Annotated in this window: 13 protein-coding genes; 3 read left to right on the top strand and 10 right to left on the bottom strand. The window is 47.8% G+C overall.

Annotation, left to right across the window (positions count from 1 at the left end):
• Positions 1-5: 5 nt before the first annotated feature.
• The 10 genes from NG795_RS18010 to pckA form a co-directional block, all read right to left on the bottom strand.
• A complete protein-coding gene (locus NG795_RS18010; protein ID WP_367290022.1) occupies positions 6-1,676 on the bottom strand; it encodes a dynamin family protein in 1,671 nt (556 codons plus the stop codon).
• A 226-nt stretch (positions 1,677-1,902) separates the two neighbouring features.
• The gene (locus tag NG795_RS18005) at positions 1,903-3,981 is read right to left on the bottom strand and encodes a dynamin family protein (RefSeq protein WP_367290021.1); all 2,079 of its coding nucleotides are present in this window, start codon (positions 3,979-3,981) and stop codon (positions 1,903-1,905) included.
• 115 nt (positions 3,982-4,096) lie between these two features.
• Complete coding sequence (locus tag NG795_RS18000; protein ID WP_367290020.1) at positions 4,097-6,181, bottom strand: dynamin family protein; 2,085 nt, start codon at positions 6,179-6,181, stop codon at positions 4,097-4,099.
• An 11-nt stretch (positions 6,182-6,192) separates the two neighbouring features.
• Positions 6,193-6,522 (bottom strand): DUF3040 domain-containing protein, encoded by a 330-nt coding sequence (locus NG795_RS17995; protein WP_367290019.1) that lies wholly within the window; start codon positions 6,520-6,522, stop codon positions 6,193-6,195.
• A gap of 790 nt (positions 6,523-7,312) precedes the next feature.
• Positions 7,313-8,563, bottom strand: a complete 1,251-nt coding sequence (locus tag NG795_RS17990; RefSeq protein ID WP_367290018.1) for a response regulator — start codon at positions 8,561-8,563, stop codon at positions 7,313-7,315.
• A 42-nt stretch (positions 8,564-8,605) separates the two neighbouring features.
• A complete protein-coding gene (locus NG795_RS17985) occupies positions 8,606-10,792 on the bottom strand; it encodes a CHASE2 domain-containing protein (RefSeq protein ID WP_367290017.1) in 2,187 nt (728 codons plus the stop codon).
• A 78-nt stretch (positions 10,793-10,870) separates the two neighbouring features.
• The gene (locus NG795_RS17980; RefSeq protein WP_367290016.1) at positions 10,871-15,679 is read right to left on the bottom strand and encodes a CHAT domain-containing protein; all 4,809 of its coding nucleotides are present in this window, start codon (positions 15,677-15,679) and stop codon (positions 10,871-10,873) included.
• 4 nt (positions 15,680-15,683) lie between these two features.
• A complete protein-coding gene (locus NG795_RS17975; RefSeq protein WP_367290015.1) occupies positions 15,684-16,478 on the bottom strand; it encodes a DUF928 domain-containing protein in 795 nt (264 codons plus the stop codon).
• A 1,049-nt stretch (positions 16,479-17,527) separates the two neighbouring features.
• Positions 17,528-18,553 (bottom strand): type I glyceraldehyde-3-phosphate dehydrogenase, encoded by a 1,026-nt coding sequence (gene gap, locus NG795_RS17970; RefSeq protein ID WP_367290014.1) that lies wholly within the window; start codon positions 18,551-18,553, stop codon positions 17,528-17,530.
• A gap of 303 nt (positions 18,554-18,856) precedes the next feature.
• Complete coding sequence (pckA, locus tag NG795_RS17965) at positions 18,857-20,614, bottom strand: phosphoenolpyruvate carboxykinase (ATP) (RefSeq protein ID WP_367290013.1); 1,758 nt, start codon at positions 20,612-20,614, stop codon at positions 18,857-18,859.
• A gap of 998 nt (positions 20,615-21,612) precedes the next feature.
• Between pckA and NG795_RS17960 the strand changes: the two genes are divergently transcribed.
• From NG795_RS17960 to pflA, 3 genes are all read left to right on the top strand, one after another.
• Positions 21,613-21,915 carry an amidohydrolase family protein gene (locus tag NG795_RS17960; protein ID WP_367290012.1) on the top strand — a complete coding sequence of 101 codons (303 nt, stop codon included), beginning with the start codon at positions 21,613-21,615 and terminating at the stop codon, positions 21,913-21,915.
• 466 nt (positions 21,916-22,381) lie between these two features.
• On the top strand, positions 22,382-24,670 hold the full coding sequence (gene pflB, locus NG795_RS17955) for a formate C-acetyltransferase (protein WP_367290011.1): 2,289 nt from the start codon (positions 22,382-22,384) through the stop codon (positions 24,668-24,670).
• A gap of 99 nt (positions 24,671-24,769) precedes the next feature.
• On the top strand, positions 24,770-25,552 hold the full coding sequence (gene pflA, locus NG795_RS17950) for a pyruvate formate-lyase-activating protein (RefSeq protein ID WP_367290010.1): 783 nt from the start codon (positions 24,770-24,772) through the stop codon (positions 25,550-25,552).
• The last annotated feature ends 35 nt before the right edge of the window (positions 25,553-25,587 follow it).

Genomic DNA, 25,587 nt, shown 5'->3' with positions numbered 1-25,587 from the left:
TCAATTTAAGTCCCCTTCAAAGACTGCAAATCCTGAGTTAACGCCTCCAATACATTCTGCAAAAACTGGATTTGATGGTGCTTCGTGAGCATCTCCGAGGAGGGCTTAACGGGTTGAAATCGCATCACGGACGAGGCTATTTTTTCATAGTCTTGCAGGGTTGAAAAAGCCGCTTCACTGAACCGCGTCAGATAGTCCTCCACCGCTTTTTTATAGATCGTTTGTAAATCAAGAGAACTCCCCGGAGTGCTAGGAGTGGCGGGGGTAGATGAATTGGGTTCAATAATTCGATTCAGGATATAATAAGCACTGCGAGCCACCGTATTCCCCACAGGACTTTCTAATAGCCAATCCAAAGGAGTGTCCCCTGAGATAGCGGTGGGACGTTTTGGCGACTTAGGAGCCGAGGGAGTTTGGGGACCAGGGACCGAGGGAGGGTCAGGAAATTTTAGGGTTAATGTTCCGGGGTGGGAGTGGTTGAAAAACTCACAAGATTTATTTACCCAACTGGTAATTTCTTGTTGATGTTTAACCATCGCCGGTTGAAAAGATTGGGTTTCCCAGGTGCGAAATTGACCCTGTTGCAGTGCGGCGATCGCCTCCAGTTCATATCGCTTTAACAGATTCGGTAAATACAGCTTACTTTGCAAATCAGAAACGCTCCCCTCAAACCCTTGTTTAATCAGTTTTTCCGCCTTTTGTTGCAATTGAATTTTATTCGCCTGTTTTTCTTCAATAACGGCTAAATCAGTGTTCAACCCTTGAATTTTTGCCGTTAAAGACTGGCAGATTTGAAAGGCGATCGCCTCTAAGCGTGGCAACCAATTAGTAGTTTTTTCTTGATGAAATGCCACAATACTTTGCAGCGCCGATTCAAACATTGGCAGACCCGTAGTCTGCGCTGCTGCCGCATCCCCTTTCAGTCTGGCTCGCAGGGCGGGTAAAGCATCAACTCGATACAAATTACTAATCCCCGGAGGCAAATTAGAGCGAAAACTTTCTGCCACAAACCGCATTCGACTGGACACTTCTTTTTGGTCGTCTGGGTCCATTAAATTCATAAAATTGACCGCAAACACCACCGTTTCAATCCCGCGATCGAGCAGCCAATCCCGGAGATTTTCCCGTTCTCCCAGGGTCATCAACTTACGAGCATCAAGTACCTGCACCACCAAATCTGCCGTTAATAGTTGATTTCTGACTAGATTATCCTGTTCTTCCCGGTCATTGGTTCCGGGCAAATCCAAAAATTCTACCCCAATTTGCAGAAAAGAATGAGGACAGAACACCTCCACCGCAGCAACATCATTTCGCATCCGGCGCTCCTGGTCTAAAATAGCATATTGCTTGAGGATAGCCGTCCCGCGATCGCTCATTACCTGTCCATCAGTTAAGGTAATTTTAGCGCTCAGTTCTTCCCCATATCTAACATGAATTGCAGCCCCCGTTGTCGGAATCAAATCAATCGGGAGAGTGCGCTGTCCCAGCAAAGCATTGAGTAAAGTAGATTTGCCATAATTAAAAGGCCCAAAAACCGCAATCCGAAAGACGGGATTTTCCAACGCTTCGCAAATTGTCAGGCTATCTTGATACAGGGGTAAACTTTTATCCAATTCTAATGCCCCTAATGCTGCCCTGATATTCCTGACTACATCTTGATAAACTTCCTGCTGCATCTTTTTGCCTCGGTGTAAAACTGTCAATTAACAGGATAGACTTGGGTGCTGACTTCCCCCGCTTACGGCGTAGGCAAGGGCGGAAACAACCTCATGGAGTAACCCTCAATGAATTAGACCCTTATTCAAAGCAGTGGGAGGGTCTCGCTCCCTAATCGGGTAAGGGAGCGAAACCCTCCCATTGCATAGATTGAATGGTCTGAATGATTGAAAGTTACGCTATAGTTTAGCCTACAGAAATCAGTAAATCCTGATATTCTGTCTCAATATTTCGCGCCTCCAAACTGACATCAGACTCTAACTTTCTGAGTCGTTCTAATTCACTGCTCCGATTAATTTCATGGGATTGCTTTTGTGCCAGCAAATTATCTAATTCCGCTTGGCGAGATTTGATATCATCATCAATGCGTTGAGTTACCTCCCGGTCATAAGCATCAAAACACTCTTTAACCGCATCGTGAATCGGCTGCCACTGTTGATCAGCGACTTGGGGCAGATATTTGACCAGTTCTTTTTTAGTCACTTTGACCACTTCTAAGCGAGCGCGATCGGCCTGAAATAACCCCACGCCTAATCCCACCAGTGCTAAAGTAATTGGCCCTAAAATAACCCCAAACACGGTGGAAATCGCCGCACTAATTCCAATCACGGCTACCATATTTAACAGGATATTTTTCCAGTCGAAACCGGCTCCCATGAGGGCGGCTCCTGCTAGATTTCCTGTAGCTAATGAAACTAATCCCATTGCCCAATTTGCCCAGGCGGGAGAGCTATCTTCCGGTAAACTGTTGCTACCGGCATGGATTTGTTGTCCGGTGAGTTTTTCGGTAATTTTAGTGGTGACTTTGGTGTAGTCGGACCCGTACTGTGAGGCACTTTTGGCTAATTGAATGAACGCCCCATTCATCTCTTGTTCGGCGGTGAGGCTCCAAGCGGATAATTTATCATTAATGTACTGCTCAAATGCCTGCCGAAACCGGGCTTCAAAGTTCTCTCGTTTGCCTTTATCGATAAAATCTCCAAATTTGATATCCGGTTGATAGGTTAAGAAATCACTTTCAAAGGTATTGCCTAAGTTGAGGACATAAGTGCGGAATGAATCAGCGATCGCCCGCGCTTTGTTATCTCGGACCTGTTTGATTTCATCCTTGAAGCGATCGCGAATATTCGTTAAAGCTTTAAACTCCGGTTCAACCGAACTAATCCGCTGTTTTAACTCATTCACATCCCCATCCAGTAACGGAATCCGGCGGGCGATCGCCTCGCGCACTCGCGTGGAGGTTTGACGTGCTAAAGTTCGCGCCTGCCGCAATTCAGAAACCGCCCGTTCCTGGGTTAAAAACGCATTCAACGCCCCCAAAAAACTGGGGAATCCCGTTCCCTCTAACGAAGCCACTGCATCCTTAATCCGTCGTCTCAACGCTTGAATCGCTGAAATTTCAAACACCCGCTCCTCATAAATATCATGCCCATCCACCACACAATATTCTGCCAAATTCGCCTTAAAAACTTGCCGCAATCGCGTCTCAGAATCCTGCAATTCTTCCTCATCATCCGGGTCAATTAAACTCTCCCGCACCTGATCCCAAGCATTAATCAGGAAAAACACACTCAATCCCCGACCCTTAATATAATTCTCCAGATAGCGGCGTTCTCCCAGGGTGCAAGGTTGTGATGCCCTCATCACAAATAAAATTGCATGGCAATTGTTAATATACCCCAGGGACAATTCATTTCGAGATTCCGTATCATTCAGCCCTGGACTATCAACAATTTCCACCCCTTTTTGCAGTAGCGATAGCGGGTACTCTAACACTGCATAGTCTACATCGGGAAACGCTTGTTGCTGGTTCTGTTCCAGTTGTTTCGCTTCCGAGGGAGGGATGGTGTAGTTCTGCTTAAAACTTTTAAAATCTAGCTCTTGGGGGCTTTTTCCATCCTTAAAATAGACCGTTACCTTCTTTTCCGGTCCGTAGCGCAACACCGTCAGCAGGGCAGTACAAGGGTTGACATCACTGGGTAAAATATTCTCTCCAATTAACGCATTGAGAAAAGTGCTTTTTCCCCGCTTCATATCTCCCAAAACCAGCAGCCGAAAGACCCCATGCCGTAAATTTTTGCTGGCTTTTTGCGTATCTTCTATTTCGCGCTCTAAGCCCAATTGCCCAGATTTTTTCGCCCCTGATGTTTCAGATTCTTGCAAAATTTCGGCTATCTTGCTGAACGCATTAGCCACATCTGCTCGCACTTCTGCGACCCGCTCTAAATTAGTCAAAAAACTTTTTGTTTCCATTTTATAGCTCATGCTGATTTAGGGTAATATCCATCAATAAAGTTGACACGATTGTACTTCTGTTGTTTCCGGTTCAGGCCTCCAAACCAGACCCGAACAAAAAACTTGCAACCACTCTGATGCCATTTCAGCCATTGTATGAGATTAAGGACTCATAAACCCGGTTAACCGTCCGGCATTCTGAGATAAAGTCTGCCTCTAGTTTTTGCAGACGCTTTAACTCACTGTCTCGATTAATTTCTCTGGACTGTTTTTGTTGGAGCAAATTATCTAATTCCATCCGACGAGATTTAATATCATCATTCAGCCGGTTCATCACTTCACAATCATAAGTATCAAAACACTCTGTGATCGCTTGATGAATGACTTTACCCTGTTCTTCTGCGATTTGGGGCAGATATTTAATCAGCTCTTTTTTCGTTGCCTTAATCAATTCTTTGCGACCTTGTTCTGCTTGCAATGCACCCACGCCTAATCCCACCAGCAGGATGCCCAGGGGTCCAGTTAACAGCACCGGAATCGAAAAAATGGCTAAAAAGCTATAGATACCAATCACCGATAGAGAGTTAACAAGAATGTTTTTCCAGTCGAATCCCGCACTTGCTAAAAAGACGCCTGCGATGTTACCCGTTGCCAGGGAAACTAATCCCATTGCCCAACTCGCCCAGGTGGGAGAATTGTCTTCTGAATTAAAATCGCTGCGGGTATAAATTTGTTGCCCGATTAATTTGTCAGTCATCGCCTGGGTGATGCGACTATAGGCTGAACCATACTCGGATGCTCGCTTGGCAAGTTGGGTAAAAGCTTCCTGCATTTCTTGGTTTGCGGTTTTTTCCCATGCGGTTATTTTATCATTCAGGTATTGTTCAAATGCCTGTTTAAATGCGTCATTAAACGCTTCTCGTTTCCCTTGGTTTAAGGATTCAAAAAAGCCTAAATCCGGTTGGTACGGGGAGAAATCGGCTTCAAAGGTACTGCCCAGATTGAGAATGTAGGCGCGCAATGACTCGGAAATCCCCCGCGCTTTCTGATCCCGGACGCTTCTAATTTCATCAGAGAAGCGATCGCGGATGTCATTGAGTTTCTCGAATTCCGGTTCTACGGAGGAAATCCGCGCTTTCAATTCGTTAACATCGCGATCGAGTAAAGGAATCCGACGGGCGATCGCCTCCCGTAGGCGATCGGTACTCTGACGCGCTAAAGTTCGCGCTTGCCGCATTTGAGCTACCGCTCTTTCTTCCGTCAAAAACTGATTAATCGCCCCCATAAACTCCGGAAATCCCGTCCCTTCTAAGGATTGATTCGGGTCTTTCACTCGTCGCCGCAATGCCTGGAGTGAAGAAATTTCAAACACTCGTTCAGGATACAGATCATAGCCCTCCACCTGGCAATAGTCAGCCAAATTGCTATGAAATACCTGCCGCAGTTTTTCCTGCGCTTCTTGGAGTTCTTCCACGTTATCAGGGTCAATTAGTCCCTTGCTAATTTCATCCCAAGCATTAATCAAGAAAAAAACTGTTAATCCGCGCCCTTTGATATAATTATCCAAATAGCGGCGCTCCTCCAAAGTCACCGGCTGACCCGCACGGAGGACAAACAAAATTCCATGACAGTTATTAATATAATTCAGAGACATTTCATTCCGTGCTTCCGTATCATTCAGGCCCGGACTGTCTACAATTTCAATACCCTTTTCCAGTAATGCTAAGGGATATTCAACCACCGCATAGTTCACCTCGGGAAAGGCTAACTTTTTCTCCTGTTCTAGGGTCTTGGCTTCGTCTGGATTAATGGTATAACGCTGCTTGAAGGTAGGAAAATCTAAACGTTCCGGGGGTTTGCCCTCTTTGAAATAAACCGTCACCGTTTTCTGTTTTCCGTAGCGTAACACCGTGAGCAAGGCTGTACAGGGATTCACATCTGCCGGTAATAGTTTCTCTCCAATTAAAGCATTCAAGAAGGTGCTTTTTCCCCGCTTCATGTCGCCCAGAACCAGCAGTCTAAACACCCCCTGCCGTAAATTCTTTGTGCCGAGGGTCAGATCCGTGATGTTGCTTTGTAATCCCAGTTTTCCAGAGGTTTCCTCCCCCTGGGATTCGTCAGTTTCTAACAAATCAACCATCCGATCCAGACAGGCAGCCACCTCAAATCGGACTTGAGCCACACGCTCCAAATTGTTAATAAAACTTGCGGCTTCCATTTTATAAACCATTGGTCTTCTCTCTATTTATTGGGTTTATCTGAGTCAAAAAAAAGTTTGTAACCTACCCAAGCGATCGCCCCAACAATCACCGCACTCGCCAGCATCGTTCCCACCCGGACAGCAGTGAAAACGAGAACCACAACCAGGGCATACTTTCCTACCCGCTTGAGTTGTCTTCCCCAGCGTTGCCGCTTCGATTCAACAGGTTCCTCTTTAATGGTTTGATACAGGGGAGGTTCTGCTTTGTATAGCTCCATCTCCATTTCCCGCAGTCGTAGCGATCGCTCTCGCTCCGCAATTTCTCGTTCTCGCTCTGCGAGTTCCTTGTCTGGGTTACGTTTGTCATTCATCTCCCTTCACCCTCTCTATACAATGAGTTCCCACCCTTGGTTGAAAAAGTTTACTCCCAATTAGGCCACTTTTTCCGCTTCTATTGTACGCCTGACTCCTCACTCCTGGCAAGTTCATTGTCCTCATAAAGGGGATATAGCGTGAAAACATTTAACTCACTTACCTCCTTCAATTTCAATTAAATATTTTACCCCATTTTTAGAATTTTATTTTACAATTGTTTTATTGTAAAATAATTTAAACAATTAACAAATTGGCCCTTTTTATGATTTCCCTAACCAGAGAGTAGGCGTTATTTGATATTTTTTGGCCTAAGTTTGTGAACTTTTATGGACAACACCTCTTTTGATTTGAGCTTTAGTTAAAATTTAACATCATCCGGATCGGGGTCTGTGATTTCAATCACAAAACCGGGCTTTCCTGCGCATTTGGTCAGGGTATTGTCACCGGGGTCAACCCCTGTACGATTTAGGGAATCGTCGGACCGGACCGATTCGGAGAAAGATAATCCCTGCTATTGATTCACCCCAGGTCAGAAAATGCCCGCCTTGCGATCGCCCAATAACAGGGATTGTCTAATTGAGGGGAGGCCATCTCATCCCAGCGATCGCCTAGAACGGCAGTAGCGGATTCCATGCCAGGACAAAAAACCGGGTTTCTGCCCCAGAAATGCTGCTAATTGCTATAGATTTGGTGAAGAAACCCGGTTTCTAAGCAATACTGGGGTGGGAGGACAAGGGAGTGCCTTGTCCCTATAGTCAGGATGGAAGGGAGGGAGCGCGAGGCACCCTATTTCATCGGGATTTCAATAATAAATTCTGCTCCCTGTCCTGGGGCACTCACACAACGTAATTGTCCCCCATGATTGTCGGCGATAATTTGATGACTGATATATAATCCTAGGCCGGTGCCGGTACCGACGGGTTTGGTGGTATATAAGTATTCAAAAACTCGGGCCATTACTTCCTCACTCATCCCCGGACCGTTATCAGCAATCGAAATCGCCACCTGATCGCCCTCAATCGGGTAAGTGCGAATGCTGATAATATTGGGCTGGTTCTTCATCATTTCGGCCCAATCCCGTCCGACGCTGGCCTCATCTAGGGCATCAATGGCATTGGCAATTAAATTCATAAACACCTGATTCAGTTGTCCCGGATAGCAAATCACGGGCGACAATTCTGCATAGTCTTTTTTTACTTCAATAGAGGGTCTGACTTCACTGGATTTTAATCGATGTTTTAAAATTAACAGAGTGCTATCGATGCCATCATGAATATTAAAGGGAATTTTCGTGGTCGTATCGGACCGGGAAAAGGTGCGTAATGAATTACTCAAATAACAGATGCGCTCACTGCCCTCTTTCATGGAGGCAATCACTTCGGGAACATCATTCACAATATATTCTAAGTCGATTTCGTGAATTTTCTCAGCAATATCTTCTCCGGGTTCGGGAAACTTGCCCTGATAAGACTGGATCAGTTCGATGAGTCCGTTCATGTAATCTTCGGCAATTTCAATATTGCTCGCAATAAAACCCACGGGGTTATTAATTTCATGGGCTACCCCCGCCACTAATTGACCCAAGGCGGTCATTTTTTCATTTTGGATCATTTGAGTTTGAGCATCCAATAATTTTTTACGGTCTTCCCTGAGTTTTTGGACTTCACTTAAGGCTCGGTTGATGGTAATTTCTAAGTCTTCAAAATCGATGGGTTTAGTCAGAAAGTCAAAAGCCCCCCGATTCATGGCGGTTCTAATATTTTTCATATCGCTGTAGGCGGACACGACCACAGTTTCAATGCTGGAATCGAGTTCGCGGATTTTTTCCAGTAAGGTTAGGCCATTCATTTGGGGCATATTAATATCGGTGATGGTCACCCGAATTTCGGCATCAGATTGTAAGGCTTCCAGGGCTTCCACTCCATTACCGGCAAATATAAATTCATATTGTTCGGACCGAATTTGCTTGCGAAATTGCCTTCTAATTAATTTCTCAAATGAAGGTTCATCATCTACAAATAAAATTTTGGGTGGCATAGCTTACTCCGATTATAGGGGTTATAGGGGGAATTGAAGGGGTTAGTTAGAGGGGTTGGTTTGGGGTAAGATGATCATAAATTCAGTATGTTCTCCGAGGTGGCTATTGACCTCTAGCTGTCCGCCATGCTGTCCCACGATGGTTTCATAGGTTAGAGATAAACCCAAACCCGTGCCTTCTCCCGTAGGTTTGGTGGTAAAAAAGGGATTAAAGATTTGATCCAGGATGTCCTCGGGAATCCCAGGACCATTATCTCGGATCCGGATTTCTACCCAGGGATCCCTGGCCGATTCGGTGGGGCGATCGCTGCTTGTACGGGTTTTTACTGTGAGGGTAGGACGATATCCATCGGGATCAGCTTGGTATTTCTCATACAGGGCGTAACAGGCATTATTGACGAGATTCAGAAAGGCACGGCTCATATCCTGGGGTACAATATAGATCTCACTGATTGCTTCATCATAATCGGTTTCGATCGCAATCGAAAAATTGGTGTCTTTATTCTGGTAACTGTGGTAGGCCAACTCGATGGCCTCACTTAAGATCGCATGAAGATTGACCCGCGATCGCTGACCTCGTTCGGCCTGAGATAGCAGCAGCATTCCCTCAACAATTTTTTCTATTCTTTCTCCATGCTGTTTGATATCCACCACGCTATCTTTTAAGTCGGTCAAGGTCTCATTCAGGTATTCTACATCTAAGTCTTCTAAATTCTCCCGAGGATTATCCAGTTCTTCTATCAGTTCTTCGGTTAAATCCACGGAAATCGAAGCAAAGTTATTGACGAAATTGAGGGGATTTCTAATTTCATGAGCAATGCCTGCGGCCAGGGATCCCAAAGAAGCCAATTTTTCCTGGGCAATCATTTGTTTTTGAGCCGCTTTTAACTGTTTGAGGGTGAGTTTAAGCTGTTGATTTTTATCTCGTAACTCCACGGTTCGCTGTTCGACTTTCACCTCTAAGGTGCGGGAATACTCTTCAATTTGTTTATAGGACAACTGGAGGTTTTCCAAAAGCGTATAACCAATTGTGGCGATCGCTGACCCGATTAACGCTAACAACGGCGGAACCAGGGGAATCCACCAACAGAGCCTAAACGCACTATAAACCGTTACGATTAACACTAAGCTGGCCAGGGAAATCATCACCCCAGTCCGGGGAAAAGAGATATAGGGCAACCCTTTAATATCTCGCCACTGACAGGTAAATCCAGCCCCAACGACCCCCCACAGAAAAATCCACAGCCATTCTACTCCCTCGGATGCGGTATGAATCGTCGATTCACCCTCTAGGGCCGCTGCAATCAGATGACTGGTCAGATTGGCATGAATTTCTATCCCGGCCATCGCTTCCGGAATGCCCGATAAGGTATTACTATAAGGCGTTAAGGAAAAATCTTTCAGACTGATGGCTGTCGAACCAATTAACACGATGCGATCGCGCATTAAATCCGGGGGAATTCGATTTTCTAACACATCCATCAAAGAGATACTTTCAAAACTCCCCTGGGGTCCGCGATAATTTAACAAAATTTGATATCCTTCATCGGATGCGCGGACATAACCCCCATCATAAGCACTAAAGGGGGAAAATACTGCTTTTCCTAATTCGATGCGAACCTCGTCTTTCATCTGGGGGGCAATCCCTTCGCCCTCCAGATAAATCATCGCCAACTTAAATGCCAAGCTAAAGACGAGTGTTCCCTCTTCATCGTTCAAATATAAAAACCCACGACGAATTTTATTATCCATATCCCAGGGAAAATCATTCGCCCCCACCTGATCAAGGCCATTAAGAATGGGGGAGGGTGCAATCTCTGCTTGCTGTTGATTCCCCACCACTTTGCGAATTCCAATTAAATTCGGTGTCGTCTCAAACACCCTTTTTAATTCTTCATTGCCCGGTCCTACCGGCAAATCCCGATAGATATCTAAGCCGATCGCTTTCGGTTCCTGGGCCTTAATTTTCTCTAGTAATTCCGCCAGGATCTGATCCGGGATCGGCCAGGTTCCCAACGTAGTCAAATCATTTTCATTAATTCCAATAATCAAAATCCGGGGGTCTGGGGGCTGCACAGGCCGAAGTTGAAATAATAAATCCAGGGTTGATAATTCCAGTGCCTGTAATAACCCGCTCATTCTCAGCAAAATCGTCAATCCCGCTACCGTCGGTGCGAGGATTGACACTCTGCGCCATTCCCAAATTTTTAGCTTAACCTTGGCCCACATAGAATTAAGAATTAAGAATTAAGAATTAAGAATTAAGACCGCCGAGAAGTTTAATCCTCAATTCCTAATTCTTAATTACTACCAGGGACTGCCAATCATGGTAAAGCCAGCCCAATAATAGGGGTGTCTTAACTCGCGATTCCCGAGGCGCGAAAGCTCCGGTGGGAGTTCTACGTTTCCGAACGACCCTACCAAGGCCCCATTTTCCAGATGCACGGTCCCGCCAATCATGGCGATTTGTGCTCTCCTCAACGCCTCTGCCTTAATCGGGGCCGATCGCAAGTTTTGGTAAAACTCGCTCATCAGTCCCAAGGTCCCCGCATCATTGGCGTACCAAAGACTCGCTACGGCTGATTTAACCCCGGCTTGCACGGCTAATCCAGCAAAGCCAAATTCGGCCTCTAAATCTCCGATCGCCGTGCGACAGGCGGACAGCACTAACAATTCTACGGGCGGATCGTTCCATTTTAACTGCTGCATCCGATCTAGGTGTAATTTTTCCCCCCATAGCTGCAAATAGGAGTTATCTCGTGCCCCTGAGTTAAATTGGCCGTGGGTCGCTAGGTGAATGATCCCGAACGGTTCTTGTCCGCGCAGTTCTTGCAATTTATCCAAGGTGACGGCTTCGTTTAAGAAGGCTGCACCGGGCCATAATTGATTCACAATGGTGTCAATTTCCACCGGTACTGCGGGTAACGGATATTGGTCAGAAAATTCTGACAATCCCATTGCTAAGACTTCGGTACTTTTCCAGTTGCTATAACGAGCATCGGTTAAATACAGACTGGGAATTAAGGTGATGCTGTATTTTTCGACTAAAAACTGCTCCCCATCATGTAATGCGGCAATGGGCAGCATCCGCAATCCCGCATCCATACTAAAAATGGTCGTCTCAATTCCCAACCGTTTGAGGTCCGGTTCTAAGGGGGCAATGATCCATTGATAGAGTTGCTGGGCCGGGGCTAAATAACTGGTGGTGCGCCGTCTGGATACATTACCAATCTCTCCCTGCAAGCGCTGCACTTCCTGCAACAGAACGGCTTGGTTGGCTTCAGGAACACTTTTGTAAATCGGTTTGCCAACGGGAGGGATTAAGACTAAATCTAATTGCTCATTTCGAGAAAAGACATAAATCAGACCGGCATTTTTACCCGTCAGGGTTTCCATATCCCGAAGTTTGTTCTGGATGGTCTCAAAGGATAAATAAGGCAGATTAATAGTCTGCCCTAAATATTCCTTAAAGTCCTCACTAAAAGCGCGATCGCCCATTTCAATCGCCTGTTCTATTTGACCCGAATCTAGCAGGCTATCGAGGTCACGGCGATTGTCCAACTGGAGAATGGGCGGTTCACTTAAAACATCGGAAACAGCCTGTTCATTCCTTTGTTCGAGTCCCGGGGACCCCATAAACCGATCGCCCAGGGAGGGGGTCCAAGGATAGCCCGTTTCGGTCAAGGAGGGAACATTCATGAGCGCGGGCTCTGCCGGAACTGGAGTGGCGATCGGCGGTACAGGTAAGCTCGACCCACCCTGAATCCCCGGTTCTCCCACCATAGGAATCTGCTCGGGTTCCACCACTGGGGCCGGTTCTGCTACGGGAATGGGGGCCGGTTCTGCTACGGGAATGGGGGCCGGTTCTGCTACGGGACTGGGGGCTGGTTCTGCTACGGGAATGGGGGCCGGTTCTGCTACGGGAATGGGGGCTGGCTCTGCTACGGGAATGGGGGCTGGCTCTGCTACGGGACTGGGGGCTGGTTCTGCTACCGGAATGGGGGCTGGTTCTGCTACGGGACTGGACTCACTGATGTCGGGTTCCGGAGCGGTTGGATTACTTGCCTCACCAGTCTCCGGTTCTGATGTACTCTGTGCCGAAGGCGGTAGTGGCAGGGGGTCAATTTTCGGGGCGGGTTTGATAACTGGAGCAAACAAGTTTTCCCCCTCTTCCGGGGATGGAGCGGGTTCAGGTTCTTCCGGATCTGGCAGGGTCACATTTTCAATGTTGAATGCACCGCTTGTCCCCGTGGCGATATTCTGGGGGAGATCTACGGTAACTTCTCCGGTATAATTGGAATAATCTAGGCCATCGCTCCCGGCTGCTCCATCAATACGGCCAAACCGTGCCCCATCGAGAAAGGCGAACGTATCACTGGCACTGCCTCCGGTCAAGTTTTCAATATTTTCAAACCTCATGCCGTTGGGATAGCCGCTAAGAGTGCCTCGGCCAGGGCCGGTGAGAGTCCAGGTGGTATCTTGGTTCGGACCTGTGAGCGTCTCGCCACCGGCGATCGTTACCGGCGCATTAAAGTTAAATCCATTATATAAAGTTACGTCTCCCGTACTATCGGGTCTACCAATGATAATCGAGCTAAAGCCATTTGTGAGAGCATTCAGCAGATTATCCCGTAAAATCAATGTGCCATTGGCTAGATTATTGTCCGTCGGTGCGATCGCCACATTTCTACCTGCCGAACCCGGTTCTATGACCAATCGCCCGCGCCCGGTTGCGGAACTGTTGCCCGTTACCTCAATCGCATCGGCTCTCACATTCAGATTATTTGTGTTGATGTTGCCTTGCAAGCGCAGGGTTCCCGTGCTGGCATCCAAGTTTATGGTTCCAGGGGTCGCATTAGAATTCGTGGACAAGTCCTGGGTGGTGATATTTCCGCCCTCGGTATTCAGTTCGATTATCCCCCCATCTCCCGATGCCGAAGACGCATCAATGCTGGCATTTCCAGTTTGAATAATGATGTTTCCATCCCCTCGGGCATTTAAAGTAATCTCTCCTCCAGTTCCCTCCCCATCGGAGTTGGCAAGGATCGTGCGGGTTGTAATATTCCCGGTTTCAGTGGTTAGGGTGATGCTTCCCCCATCCCCAGATGCCGAAGACGCATCTAAAATTCCGTTTCCTGTACCGATATCGATCGCCCCGGTCCCTCCCGCACTCACGATAATATCCCCAGCCGTTCCTTCCCCATCAGATTTGGAGATCATCTCTCCTGTGGTAATATCCCCGGTTTGAGTCGTTAGGGTGATGGTTCCCCCATCTCCAGATGCCGAAGACGCATCTAAACTCGCGTTGCCCGTTTGGATAGTGATCGCCCCGGGTCCTCCGGCACTCAGGGTAATATCTCCCCCCGTCCCCGCACCTGTAGACTGGGAAATTAGCTGACGCGCTTCAATATTGCCATTGCTACTGGTGAGGGAGATATTTCCCCCATTCCCTTCTGCGGAGGTATCGATGGTGGTAACCGTGATATTCGCTCCAAAAATATTAATATCTCGCCCTTGAGCGAGGATTTGGCTGGATGCATTCATCAAAAAAGCGCCAGTTCCTTCGTTGTCCGCATCCGCCCGAAATACAATGGCTTCCCCGGGGACAAATTCGAGGGAAACACCATTGGCAATCTCAATATTATTAGTCGCTTCTAGGATGATATTGCCGATTTGATTTTGAAGCGTTTGGGCCGAAATTGTAATGGGTTCCCCGGCAAATTCATCGGATAAAATATTCGGCAGAAACTCCGCGATATTGGGTGGATTATCCTCATCATTAGAAATGATAATATTCAAGGGGTCGAGGAGCAGGGTTCCGGAATTTCCGTGGGTGGCACTGACATCAACGATGCCTTCAAAAATCAGGTGTTCTTTGCCTGAAACTTCTACAAATCCGCCATTTTGGGAGGGAGCCAAGGGGGTAGACCCTCCCCTTGCGCTAATATTGCCATAGAATCCGGTGACGCGATCGCTCCAGACAATGGCGCGTCCCCCATTCCCGGTATTCAGGGCATCCACTCGGATGGTGGAATCGGGACTGATTAAGGTGCGATCGGCAGTGGGCAATCGACTCCCGCCTTGGAAATCGCCACCCAGATAGACTTCGCCTCCGCCATTGCCCCCAGAAGCATCAAGGGTTGAGGCGATCGCCCCAATTTTTTCCCCTAAAATCGTGACGGTCCCCCCAGTTTGCACCCCATCGGCAACAGAAATCTCACCGCTGACAAGGGTGGTTCCCGGATCGGGGGACCAGGATAAATTGGAACCACTGAGGGTAATTGTTCCATCGGGATTCACTGCCGCACCTCGGGCGTGTCCCTGAGTGAGATTTCCTTCCGTGAGCAGTTGGGGTAATTGTAGGGGAGAAATTCCCGTCTCGGTGTTTGGGGCGATCGCCTCCAATTCCAGACTCAGCAGCATTCCTTCCTGAGACAACCGGACGCGATGGGGTCCGGGGACACTGGCGATGATAATATTGCCCCCGGGAGCAGTTAAGGTTCCCGTATTGAGGACGCTGCCCCCCATCAGGGTAATATTTTCCCCAAACTCCACGGTCAAATCTCCGGCATTGACAATACTCCCGGCCTGAGATTGAGTAAAATCAAACTGATTGGGGGACCCGGTAAGGCTGTGATAGGAAGAGGTCCCCAATACATCAAAACTCGCTCCTGAGTTAAATCCGAGCGAGTTCGCCGTGGTAGCAAAAAAGGACCCCGTGAGGTTTAACTGAGCGGTAGGACCGAAGAGGATGCCTGCGGGGTTGATTAAATATAGATTGGAGTGGCTGCCGCTGACTTGCAGCAGACCCTGAATTAGAGAAGGGTTGCCCCCGACAACCCGAGTGAAGATATTCTGGATGTCGGGATTTGCCAGAAAGTTTGCAGTTTGACCGGCTTCTAAACCAAAGCGATCGAAACTGTGGAAGAGATTGGAGCCATCGCCGGAGCGACTGCCCCCCTGGATATCAAAGCGATCGCCATCATGGGTAACTTGGGTCCCGGTTCCATCCACAGCGGGAATCATCGATTGAGTTCGTCCCGCTTCTAGGAAAATGCCCCACCAACAAACTACGGCCAATAGGGTACTTGGGCCAATTACCCATGATGACTTCATGCCCTTACTCCTGACTGATTTGAGTCGCATCTACAAGGGGTTCTGTTGCGAAGTCCCCCAATTCTACAGAATTAAGAAACTGGTGCCACCGGGCAAATAGGACGGTATCCTCGGGATTATCCCGGCGCATTTGAGCCAGAATGCTCAGAGCATCATGCCAAATCCCTTCCCGAGCATAGATGGAAACCCGGTTACTTGGGGTTCTGGCATTTTTGAGTTCTAAGGCGATGGTTTCATCGGGTTCCACTCGTTCGATCCAGCCATCGACGACAATATCCCCGGTGCGATCGTTCGCATCGCAGACCATTTTTAAGTACCAATGATAACTTTTCCCCGGATCCAGGGTGGTCGCATCATTCACAGGTAAACTGTGACTAATAATCCCCCCTTGGGGAATTTGGATTTTGGCTTGGTAAACCACATTCTCCTCATTATCCCCCTCGACCAATTCAAACTCTAAGGTTTGGGGGCCTGATGTGGGGACATACCAGTACAACGTGGGATGCTCGGCCAAAGTCAAGGGCATGGCATCACCCGGAGTTAATGCCGTCAAAGGTTTTTGGCCCGCTTGATAGGTTCCACAGCCTCTGGTGCCGCCTTCTGCGGTCCGTTGGGGCGCACCGCGATCGGGAGGCGTGAATGATTGACTGAGTAACCAGGGACCAGCAGTCGTTGCAGAGAGGGAATCGGGTTCAGTTTGAGCCTTCGCCTGCAAATTCAGGCCCGGACTCATCACCAGTCCTAAACATACCGCCACTGAAAATGTGGTAACTTGTTTTAACGATTTGTTCCAAAGCATAATACGGAAGCTCCCTTCATCTAATCAAATAATCGCGATCGCCCCTAACACCCACTTCCCCTAGGGGAAGATTGTCCAGCCTACTTTAATACGGGTAATAAAACCTAACCTCTCTTTTATGCCAATAATTATTGAGATCGTCAATACGAAATTTAGAATTTACAACTCAAGATATAGCTAGACTCTGCCCTTTTAACCTAACTGCGGTGTAGATCTCCTCCTTCTAGGGGTGTCAATTCTCCCATAACCCCTATCTGACGCTGTTCCGGTTTGAAGTTTTGGCAGAACTTTCAATCCCGTGGTGAAAAACTTCATCGAGTCAGGGCCCATTCGCCATCCTGGGGATCCGGATTAGCGGATCCTGTGAAAGTAGAGGGTATCCCTTCTAGTATGAACCCTCCTTCCCTCACTTGTGTATCAACAAAGTGACGAATTTTGTACATAATTTGAGACCCACCCCCCAGAGACTCCAGGATAATTGCAACCCTATAACCCTCCACCTTCATTCTAAAGCGCTGAATCAACTACTGGCTTCAGTATTTTTACGGATCTAGGGCCTTTCTAGGTGGAGGTTTAAGTTGAAACCCTCGCCCAATCAATTCCATCCCGGTTTAATTGAAAAAAACACTAAAATTTTAATAACTTTTGACCCCAATATGTTATAATACGGCGAGTAAATTACCCCATGCTGACCCCCCACACAACAGCTAAGAAAGCGGGTTTTTACCCAAACCCTTACCTCACCACCCCGATTTTATGAACTATACCTTCACGAAAAAAAGAGGAACAATGTAGTACAATTTGTGGTAAAGTACAACTACATTTGCTCCAGCCCTGAATGTCAGATGATATACGTCGGACCCTCGATAAAAGTTCCCGAGCATTTCATCGGTTGGTCCCACAGCGTCCAAGACTTGGGGGATAAGCCCTTGTAATCAAGATACAGACACCTCGCTTTACTCGGTGGAGGAGTATGGAACAATTAAAAAAGGGCGATCGCAACGGATCGCCCTTTTTTAATCAAAACACCGAATCAACCGGCTATAGACCTAGAGAATACCGTCTTTTTTCCCCATAGACAGCATCAGATCCACAACGCGGCAAGAATAACCCCATTCGTTGTCATACCAAGACACAATCTTGAAGAAATTCGAGTTCAGTTCCATTCCGGCACCGGCATCAAAAATGCTCGAATGAGAATCCCCGACAAAATCTGTCGAAACCACCTCATCCTCGGTATAACCCAAAATCCCTTTGAGTTCTCCCTCCGATGCCGCCTTCATCGCCGCGCAAATTTCCTTATAGCTAGTTGCCTTGGTCGTCCGGAAGGTCAAATCCACCACGGACACATCCGGAGTCGGAACCCGGAATGCCATCCCCGTCAGTTTACCTTTCAATTCCGGTAACACTAGGGTCACTGCTTTGGCAGCACCCGTAGCCGCCGGAATAATATTCTGGGCGGCACCCCTGCCGCCGCGCCAGTCTTTTTTACTGGGTCCATCCACCGTCGGTTGAGTCGCTGTCATGGCGTGAACCGTTGTCATCAACCCTTCACTGAAGCCAAAATTGTCATTAATCACCTTGGCAACCGGGGCTAGACAGTTCGTGGTGCAACTGGCATTAGAAACCACTGTATCTTTTGCCGGGTCAAAGGTTTCATGGTTGACCCCAACCAGGAAGGTCCGTACTTGGTCCGGGTCCTTCGTCGGGGCAGAAATCACGACGCGCTTGGCACCCCCTTTAATATGTTTGGACGCCCCCTCTAGGGTGGTAAACAGTCCCGTAGACTCGACAATGTAATCGGCACCGACTTTACCCCAGGGCAGTTCTGTCGGGTCTTTAATGGCGGTACAGGGGATAAACTTGCCGTCAATCTCAATTCCCTCGGGAGTCGCTTTCACCGTTCCCGGAAATTTCCCTTGGGTGGAGTCATGTTTGAATAAATAGGCCAGGTTATCCGGAGGAACCAGGTCGTTAATCCCCACAAATTCAAGATTGGGATTGTTAATTCCAGCACGCAGGACTAAACGTCCAATCCGTCCAAATCCATTAATCCCAATTTTTAAAGTTCCCATGAACTACATTCCTCTGTAAACAAACAACTTGTACTTTAGCAGCAATCTCTCCCCCTTCGTGTTATCCCAGCCACATCTCGTCAAGCTTTTAAGACTTTTGAGAGAGATTGCATTTCTTAAGAAAGATTTTAGGAATCGAGCAGATCCCCAGAAGAGTGACCCCGACCTCCAGATGAAACGTGAGGAGTTATCCAGGAGGACTGCCCGAATCAATGGGTGAGAAGTGTTATATGCAGTTAGAGAATCAGGACATGAAGTCCATTGATATTCCTGATATCCTGGATTCTCTAGTTTCCGGTTCAGTTATTCAAAGCTAGGACCGGCGTCGATAATCTCCTGACTGGCGGTGGTAAAGCGTTTGAAGTTATCCACAAACCGTCGGGCTAGTTCTTTAGCTTGGCGATCGTAAGCCTCTTTATCCGCCCAGGTATTGCGCGGATCGAGAATCTCACTGGGTACGCCGGAAACGGATTGGGGAATCAACATTTTGAAGATGGGATGAGGATGATAGGTGACGTGATCGAGTTCGCCACTTAGGGCTGCTGATACCATTGCCCGGGTATATTTAATTTGAATCCGGCTGCCGACGCCATAAGGACCACCAGACCATCCGGTATTGACGAGATATACGGAGGCGGTAGAATTATGTTTCCGCAGGCGTTCACCGAGCATTTCTGCATACACGGTGGCTGACAGAGGCAGGAAGGGTTTTCCGAAACAGGCGGAGAAGGTGGCTTCGGGTTCGGTAATTCCTCGTTCTGTTCCGGCGAGTTTGCTGGTATAGCCGGACATGAAGTAATACATCGCCTGCCGGTTCGTCAGTTTGGCGATCGGAGGTAAGACGCCAAAGGCATCTGCTGAAAGGAAAATCACCGCTGTTGGATGTCCGCCAACACTGGGAAGGACTACATTGGGAATATAGTCGATGGGATAGGCAACCCGGGTATTTTCGGTCAAACGACCATCATTATAGTCGGGATGACGAGTGACGGGATCGAGGACGACGTTTTCCATCAAGGCACCAAAGCGAATCGCATCCCAGATTTGCGGTTCGTTTTCTTTGGACAAGGCGATCGTTTTTGCATAACATCCGCCTTCAAAGTTAAAAACGCCGTCTTCTGACCAACCATGTTCATCATCGCCAATTAACCGACGGGTTGGATCGGCAGAAATGGTGGTTTTACCTGTACCGGAGAGTCCGAAGAATAAGGCGGTATTGCCCTTGTCATCCATGTTGGCCGAACAGTGCATCGGCAGGACGTTCCGCTTGGTCATAAAGTAGTTCATCAAGGAGAATACAGATTTTTTGATCTCCCCGGAATATTTAGAACCGCCGATAATGACGATTTTTTGAGAAAAGTTGACGACGATAAAGGCTTCGGAGTTGATGCCATTGATTTCCGGGTCACCTTGTAAACCGGGAACCGCGATCACGGTGAAATCAGCTTGATGGTTGGCGAGTTCTTCCTCGGTTGCCCGAATGAAGAGTTGATGGGCGAATAAATTCTGTGAGGCGTATTGGTTGATGATTCTCACGCCGACTCGGTAGTTCGGGTCGCACCCGACATACCCATCAAACAGATAAAGATCTCGACCCTGGACGTAGGAGAGCACTTGCCGATAGAGGCGTTTGAAGTTCTGTTCGGAAATTGGAACGTTGAGTTTGTTCCAGTGGATTTCGTCCCGGATGTTCGGTTCATCTACGATAAATTTATCATTAGGAGACCGTCCGGTATATTTTCCGGTATTAATACAAAGTGCGCCATTGTCGGCGAGGATGGCTTCTGCCCGGGCTAAGGCGTGTTCGACCAAGGTCGGAATCGCGAGGTTGCGATAGACATGGCCGAGGTTTTTCATCCCTAGGGCTTCTAGTCCGTAAGTTTTGGGGGTTTGGTCATGTTCTAAGGTTAGGGTTTCTTTCATGGTGGTGAGGGCTTGGTTATATGCCAAGGTATTCTTAATGGTCTTAAATGCGGCTACGTCTTGATAAGTATTGCGGCTGGACCGGGTTGCTTCTTCCATATTTGGTTTTGGGGATGTGTTGTAGTTTTGAACGCTCATTTGTTGGTCCTCGTTCTTTCTATGGCAATCAATTGTGTTGTCGTGACTGGAGTTGCGTTTAGGTTGTGCGCTAACCGGGCTACATTAGCAACTATTGGGTTGGTAAACTTTTTGAGTTGTCGGCGTTTAAAAAATCTACCGATTTATTCTGATCCGGATGTTAAGCCTGTGCTTCTGGCCCTAACAGATTAGGGAGGTGAACGGCTCTCCTAACACTTGATTGTTCGGTCTGTTTGCGGGGAGTCTCATCCCAAGAGGGTTACCTCGCTGAAAGCGTCTACACCCTGGGCTTAATGTAGTTCCCCCTTTCTGATTGATGGGGGGTAGGATTGAGGCAGATTCCGACGTTCTACAGTTTAGGAGATTACCGGCTCTGCGGTTTAAGTTGCAGGGTTTTGGCGAAGGTCTTCAAGTTTATCATAAGCGACTTAATACCTTAAAACAATTACAAAATATTACGAAATTGCGGTTTAGGTTAGGCCCTCGGTTCCCTTACAACCGTCCGGATTTTCCCGGGGTTTTTCCCAAGGCGATTCAAGGGCAATACCCATCTGCTATGTAGCTACTGTTAGGCGGAAAATTTTGCAAGGGTTCTCACGAAATCTCTCTGAAAAATAACAAGGAACAATAACATTCGTTACATAAATTAATCAAAAAACTTGTGCGTGAACCCGTTTTTTGCTAAACTTAGCAAAGGCATCTTTTTGTGTGAAAAAAGAGGTTTTTTTGAAAAAAAGAGTCTATTGATGCCAGAAGGTCAGGCAGGATTGGCTAGTAGGGGGAAGTAACCACCGGGCGATCGCCTCACATCGCCCATTTTTAAGATAGGATAAAAACAAGGGAAAAGGTCAGATCAGTATAGAAGGGAGTCAGAAATTTCCCAGAAGTGTTAGCATAGAGTTCAAGATAGATCCACTGTCAATTACCAGAGTCGTACCCCACCCTGATGGGAGAGTGGGAACCGCATCGGATGTTAATGGACGGTCCCGCCAGCATCAATGCGGCTGTCGCGATCGCTGGCAGCAGGCAAATCAGTCACGGGACCTCTGCCGTTGCAGAGTCCAGAGGTGGTGAATCTTTTGTTAGAGCGCGGCGTAGTCGTAGAAATGTGTCCCCCCTCTAATGAACCCCTGGGCAACGTCTCCTCCTATCAAAATCACCCGATTCTCGCCCTAGATGAGGCAGGGGTGAAGGTGACGGTCAATTTTGACGATCGCACCGGGTCTGGGCTGAATTTAACCCAAGAGATGGAACGGTTAGTCAGCGATCGCCGCTTATCCCTGGACTGTATTGCCCGATAGACTCGCAATGCTTTTGAAGTTGCGATCGCAAATGAGGCGATGCGATCGCAATTTTTCACCGAACTAGAAACCGGGCAGCAAACTCACTGTCCCTCGGGAGAATCTCCGGTTGGATGAAAACCTTAAACCCGGGGTTTTGTGATTATACCTTAATCTTCCCAAAAAAGCAACGTTCAAACACCATATTTTTTGCCTTCCCCCCCCTATAAATCTTAAACAATTCCAAAGAAAATCTATAGATATTTCAACAGCTCCTTGACAATTCTGGCAGCCTCGGCAGTCGCCGGGGTAAACCCACCCCCCAGCAACGATTCCAGCTCATCGGACCCCCATCCTGCCCCCAGGGATTTCTTTATTTTTTATAAAAAAAATTTCAAAACCGAAAAGTGGATAGAATCGTGTGCTATATTAAAAAAGTGGATAGAAAACAAGCAAAACGGTTTACCGATTCGAGGTAATATAACTTATGGTTTCCACTTCAGTAAAATCTCCCCAACCGACCGAATTAACAGGCCAACAAAACGTCATTAGCGAGGGATGGCAAGGCTTCGTGACTGGCAAATGGGGTAAAGAAATTGACGTCCGGGATTTTATCCAAAAAAATTACAACCCTTATCAGGGAGATGAGACCTTCTTAGCCGAGGCGACAGAACGCACCACAACCCTCTGGAAGAAAGTCACCGAACTGATGAAAGAAGAACGGAGCAAGGGTGTATTAGATGCGGAAACCAAGATTCCGGCATCGATTACAGCCTACGGTCCGGGTTACATCGATCGCGAATTAGAACGGATCGTCGGACTACAAACCGATAAACCCCTGAAACGGGCGATCATGCCTTACGGAGGAATTCGCATCGTCAAAGCGGGGTTAGAAGCCTACGGGTATAAACTCGACCCGGAAACCGAAAAAATCTTCAGCCAGTATCGTAAAACACATAACGACGGCGTATTTGATGGCTATACCCGGGAAATGCGGGCGGCCCGACATTCCGGGATCATCACCGGATTGCCCGATGCTTATGGACGGGGACGAATTATTGGGGACTATCGGCGCGTCGCACTTTATGGCGTCAACCGTCTGATTGCGGACAAGAAACATCAGCTAGAATCCTTAGAGTTTGATGCGATCACTGAACCCGTGATCCAACTGCGGGAAGAAGTCAACGAACAAATTCGCGCCTTGCAAGAACTCAAAGAAATGGGTGCAGGGTATGGATTTGACCTGGGACGACCCGCGAACACCGCCCAAGAAGCCGTCCAATGGACCTACTTAGGCTATTTGGCTGCCGTTAAAGAACAGAATGGTGCTGCCATGTCCCTGGGACGGGTGTCTACCTTCCTAGACATCTACTTTGAGCGCGACTTGAAAAACGGTACCCTCACCGAAACCGACGCCCAAGAAATCATCGATGATTTCGTCATGAAACTGCGGATGGTGCGCTTCCTGCGGACCCCGGATTACAATCAACTGTTTTCGGGCGATCCCACCTGGGTGACAGAATGTATCGGGGGGATGAGTGAAGATGGACGTCCTTTGGTTACTCGCACCAGCTTCCGCTTCCTGCATACCTTATATAACCTAGGCGCAGCGCCGGAACCCAACTTAACTATTCTGTGGTCCGAACGGTTACCGGAAAACTTCAAACGCTATTGTGCGAAAGTTTCCATCGATACCTGTTCCACCCAGTATGAAAACGATGACTTAATGCGGCCCACTTATGGCGACGATTACGGCATTGCCTGCTGCGTCAGCGCCATGCGAATTGGCAAGCAAATGCAGTTCTTCGGGGCGCGGGCCAACCTGGCCAAAGCCTTGCTTTACGCCATTAATGGGGGTAAAGACGAAACATCCGGAGAACAAATTGGACCGGAATTTGCCCCAGTGATGGGAGACGATTTGGATTACGAGGATGTGGTGGCGAAATTCGATCGCTTCCTGGATTGGTTGGCAAAACTGTACGTCAACACCTTGAATGTGATCCATTATATGCATGATAAATATTGCTATGAGCGGATTGAAGCCGCCTTGCACGATCGCGATATTTATCGGACCCTTGCCTGTGGCGTTGCCGGACTCTCCGTGGTAGCCGACTCCCTGGCGGCGATTAAATATGCCAAAGTCAAAGCCATCCGGAACGAGCGCGGCTTAATTGTGGATTATCAGATTGAAGGCGACTATCCCAAATATGGGAACAACGACGATCGCGTAGATGAAATTGCCGCCGATCTCGTTGAAAACTTCATGAACAAGATCCGCAAACATAAAACCTATCGGAATGCGGTGCCCACGCAATCTGTCCTCACCATTACTTCCAATGTGGTGTATGGCAAAAAAACCGGAAATACCCCCGATGGACGGAAAGCTGGGGAACCCTTTGCACCGGGTGCAAACCCGATGCATGGACGAGATACCAAAGGGGCGATCGCAGCCTTATCTTCCGTGGCGAAGCTGCCTTATGAACACGCCCAAGATGGGATTTCCTACACCTTCTCCATCGTTCCGAAAGCATTAGGAAAAACCGAAGGCGATCGGCTCACCAACCTAGTGGGAATTTTAGATGGGTACTTCCATGATCAAGGTCATCACATTAACATCAACGTCTTGGATCGCGAAACCTTGATTGATGCGATGGATCACCCGGAAAAATATCCGCAACTCACCATTCGGGTCTCGGGTTATGCCGTCAACTTCATTAAACTAACCCGCGAACAACAGTTAGATGTGATTAACCGAACCTTCCACGAACGCATCTAACATTTCCAAAACTACAAAGGTGGGCCTTCTAGCTCACCTTTGTAGTTTGTAGGATGTTAAGATGAATATTCCGCATTCCGTTTATTTTCACCTTTAAAAATGCTAGAGAGAACAGCCAATCCCACCGCTACACCTCCCGCAGTTCGAGCCTTTCAATCCGTCGGGGCCATCCATTCCGTCGAAAGTTGTGGCACCGTCGATGGTCCGGGAATTCGGTTTGTAATTTTCACCCAAGGCTGTCCCCTGCGCTGTCTGTACTGCCATAATCCCGATTGCCGACATATCGAAGAAGGGAAAGTCGTCAGCGTGGATGAACTGATTGAAGAGGTGCAAAAATATCGCTCCTATATGCGCTTTTCCGGAGGAGGAGTGACAGTGACGGGGGGCGAACCGTTGATGCAACCGGAATTCGTTCGGGAAATCTTCCGTCGGTGTAAAGAATTAGACATTCATACCGTCCTAGATACCTCTGGTTATGTCCAATTAAATGCTGCCAAACCCGTGTTGGATTATGTAGATTTAGTGCTGCTGGATATTAAATCCTATAATCGGGCGCTGTATGAAAAAGTGACCAAGGTTTCTCTGGAACCCACCCTGAAATTTGCGGAATATCTCAAGGAGATTAATAAACCGGCTTGGATTCGGTTTGTTTTAGTGCCCCACCTCACGGATAACCGGGAGAATGTGGAAGGACTCGCCCAGTTTGTGTCCACCTTAACCAACGTGGAAAAAGTGGAAGTGTTGCCCTTTCATCAAATGGGAGAATACAAGTGGGAACAGTTGGGGTATGAGTATGAACTGAAAAATACCGAACCCCCCACCCCCGAACAAATTGAAGCGGTGATGGAAATTTTTAGAAGTTATGGGTTGCCGGTGCAGTAAACCACAGGAGGCAGGTACTGCAGCGGTTAGATACC

Source organism: Laspinema palackyanum D2c (genome assembly GCF_025370875.1).
In the GTDB taxonomy this organism is placed as follows: domain Bacteria; phylum Cyanobacteriota; class Cyanobacteriia; order Cyanobacteriales; family Laspinemataceae; genus Laspinema; species Laspinema palackyanum.
Note: the sequence above shows the minus strand (reverse complement) of the source record. Positions and strands in the feature narration are given on the sequence as shown.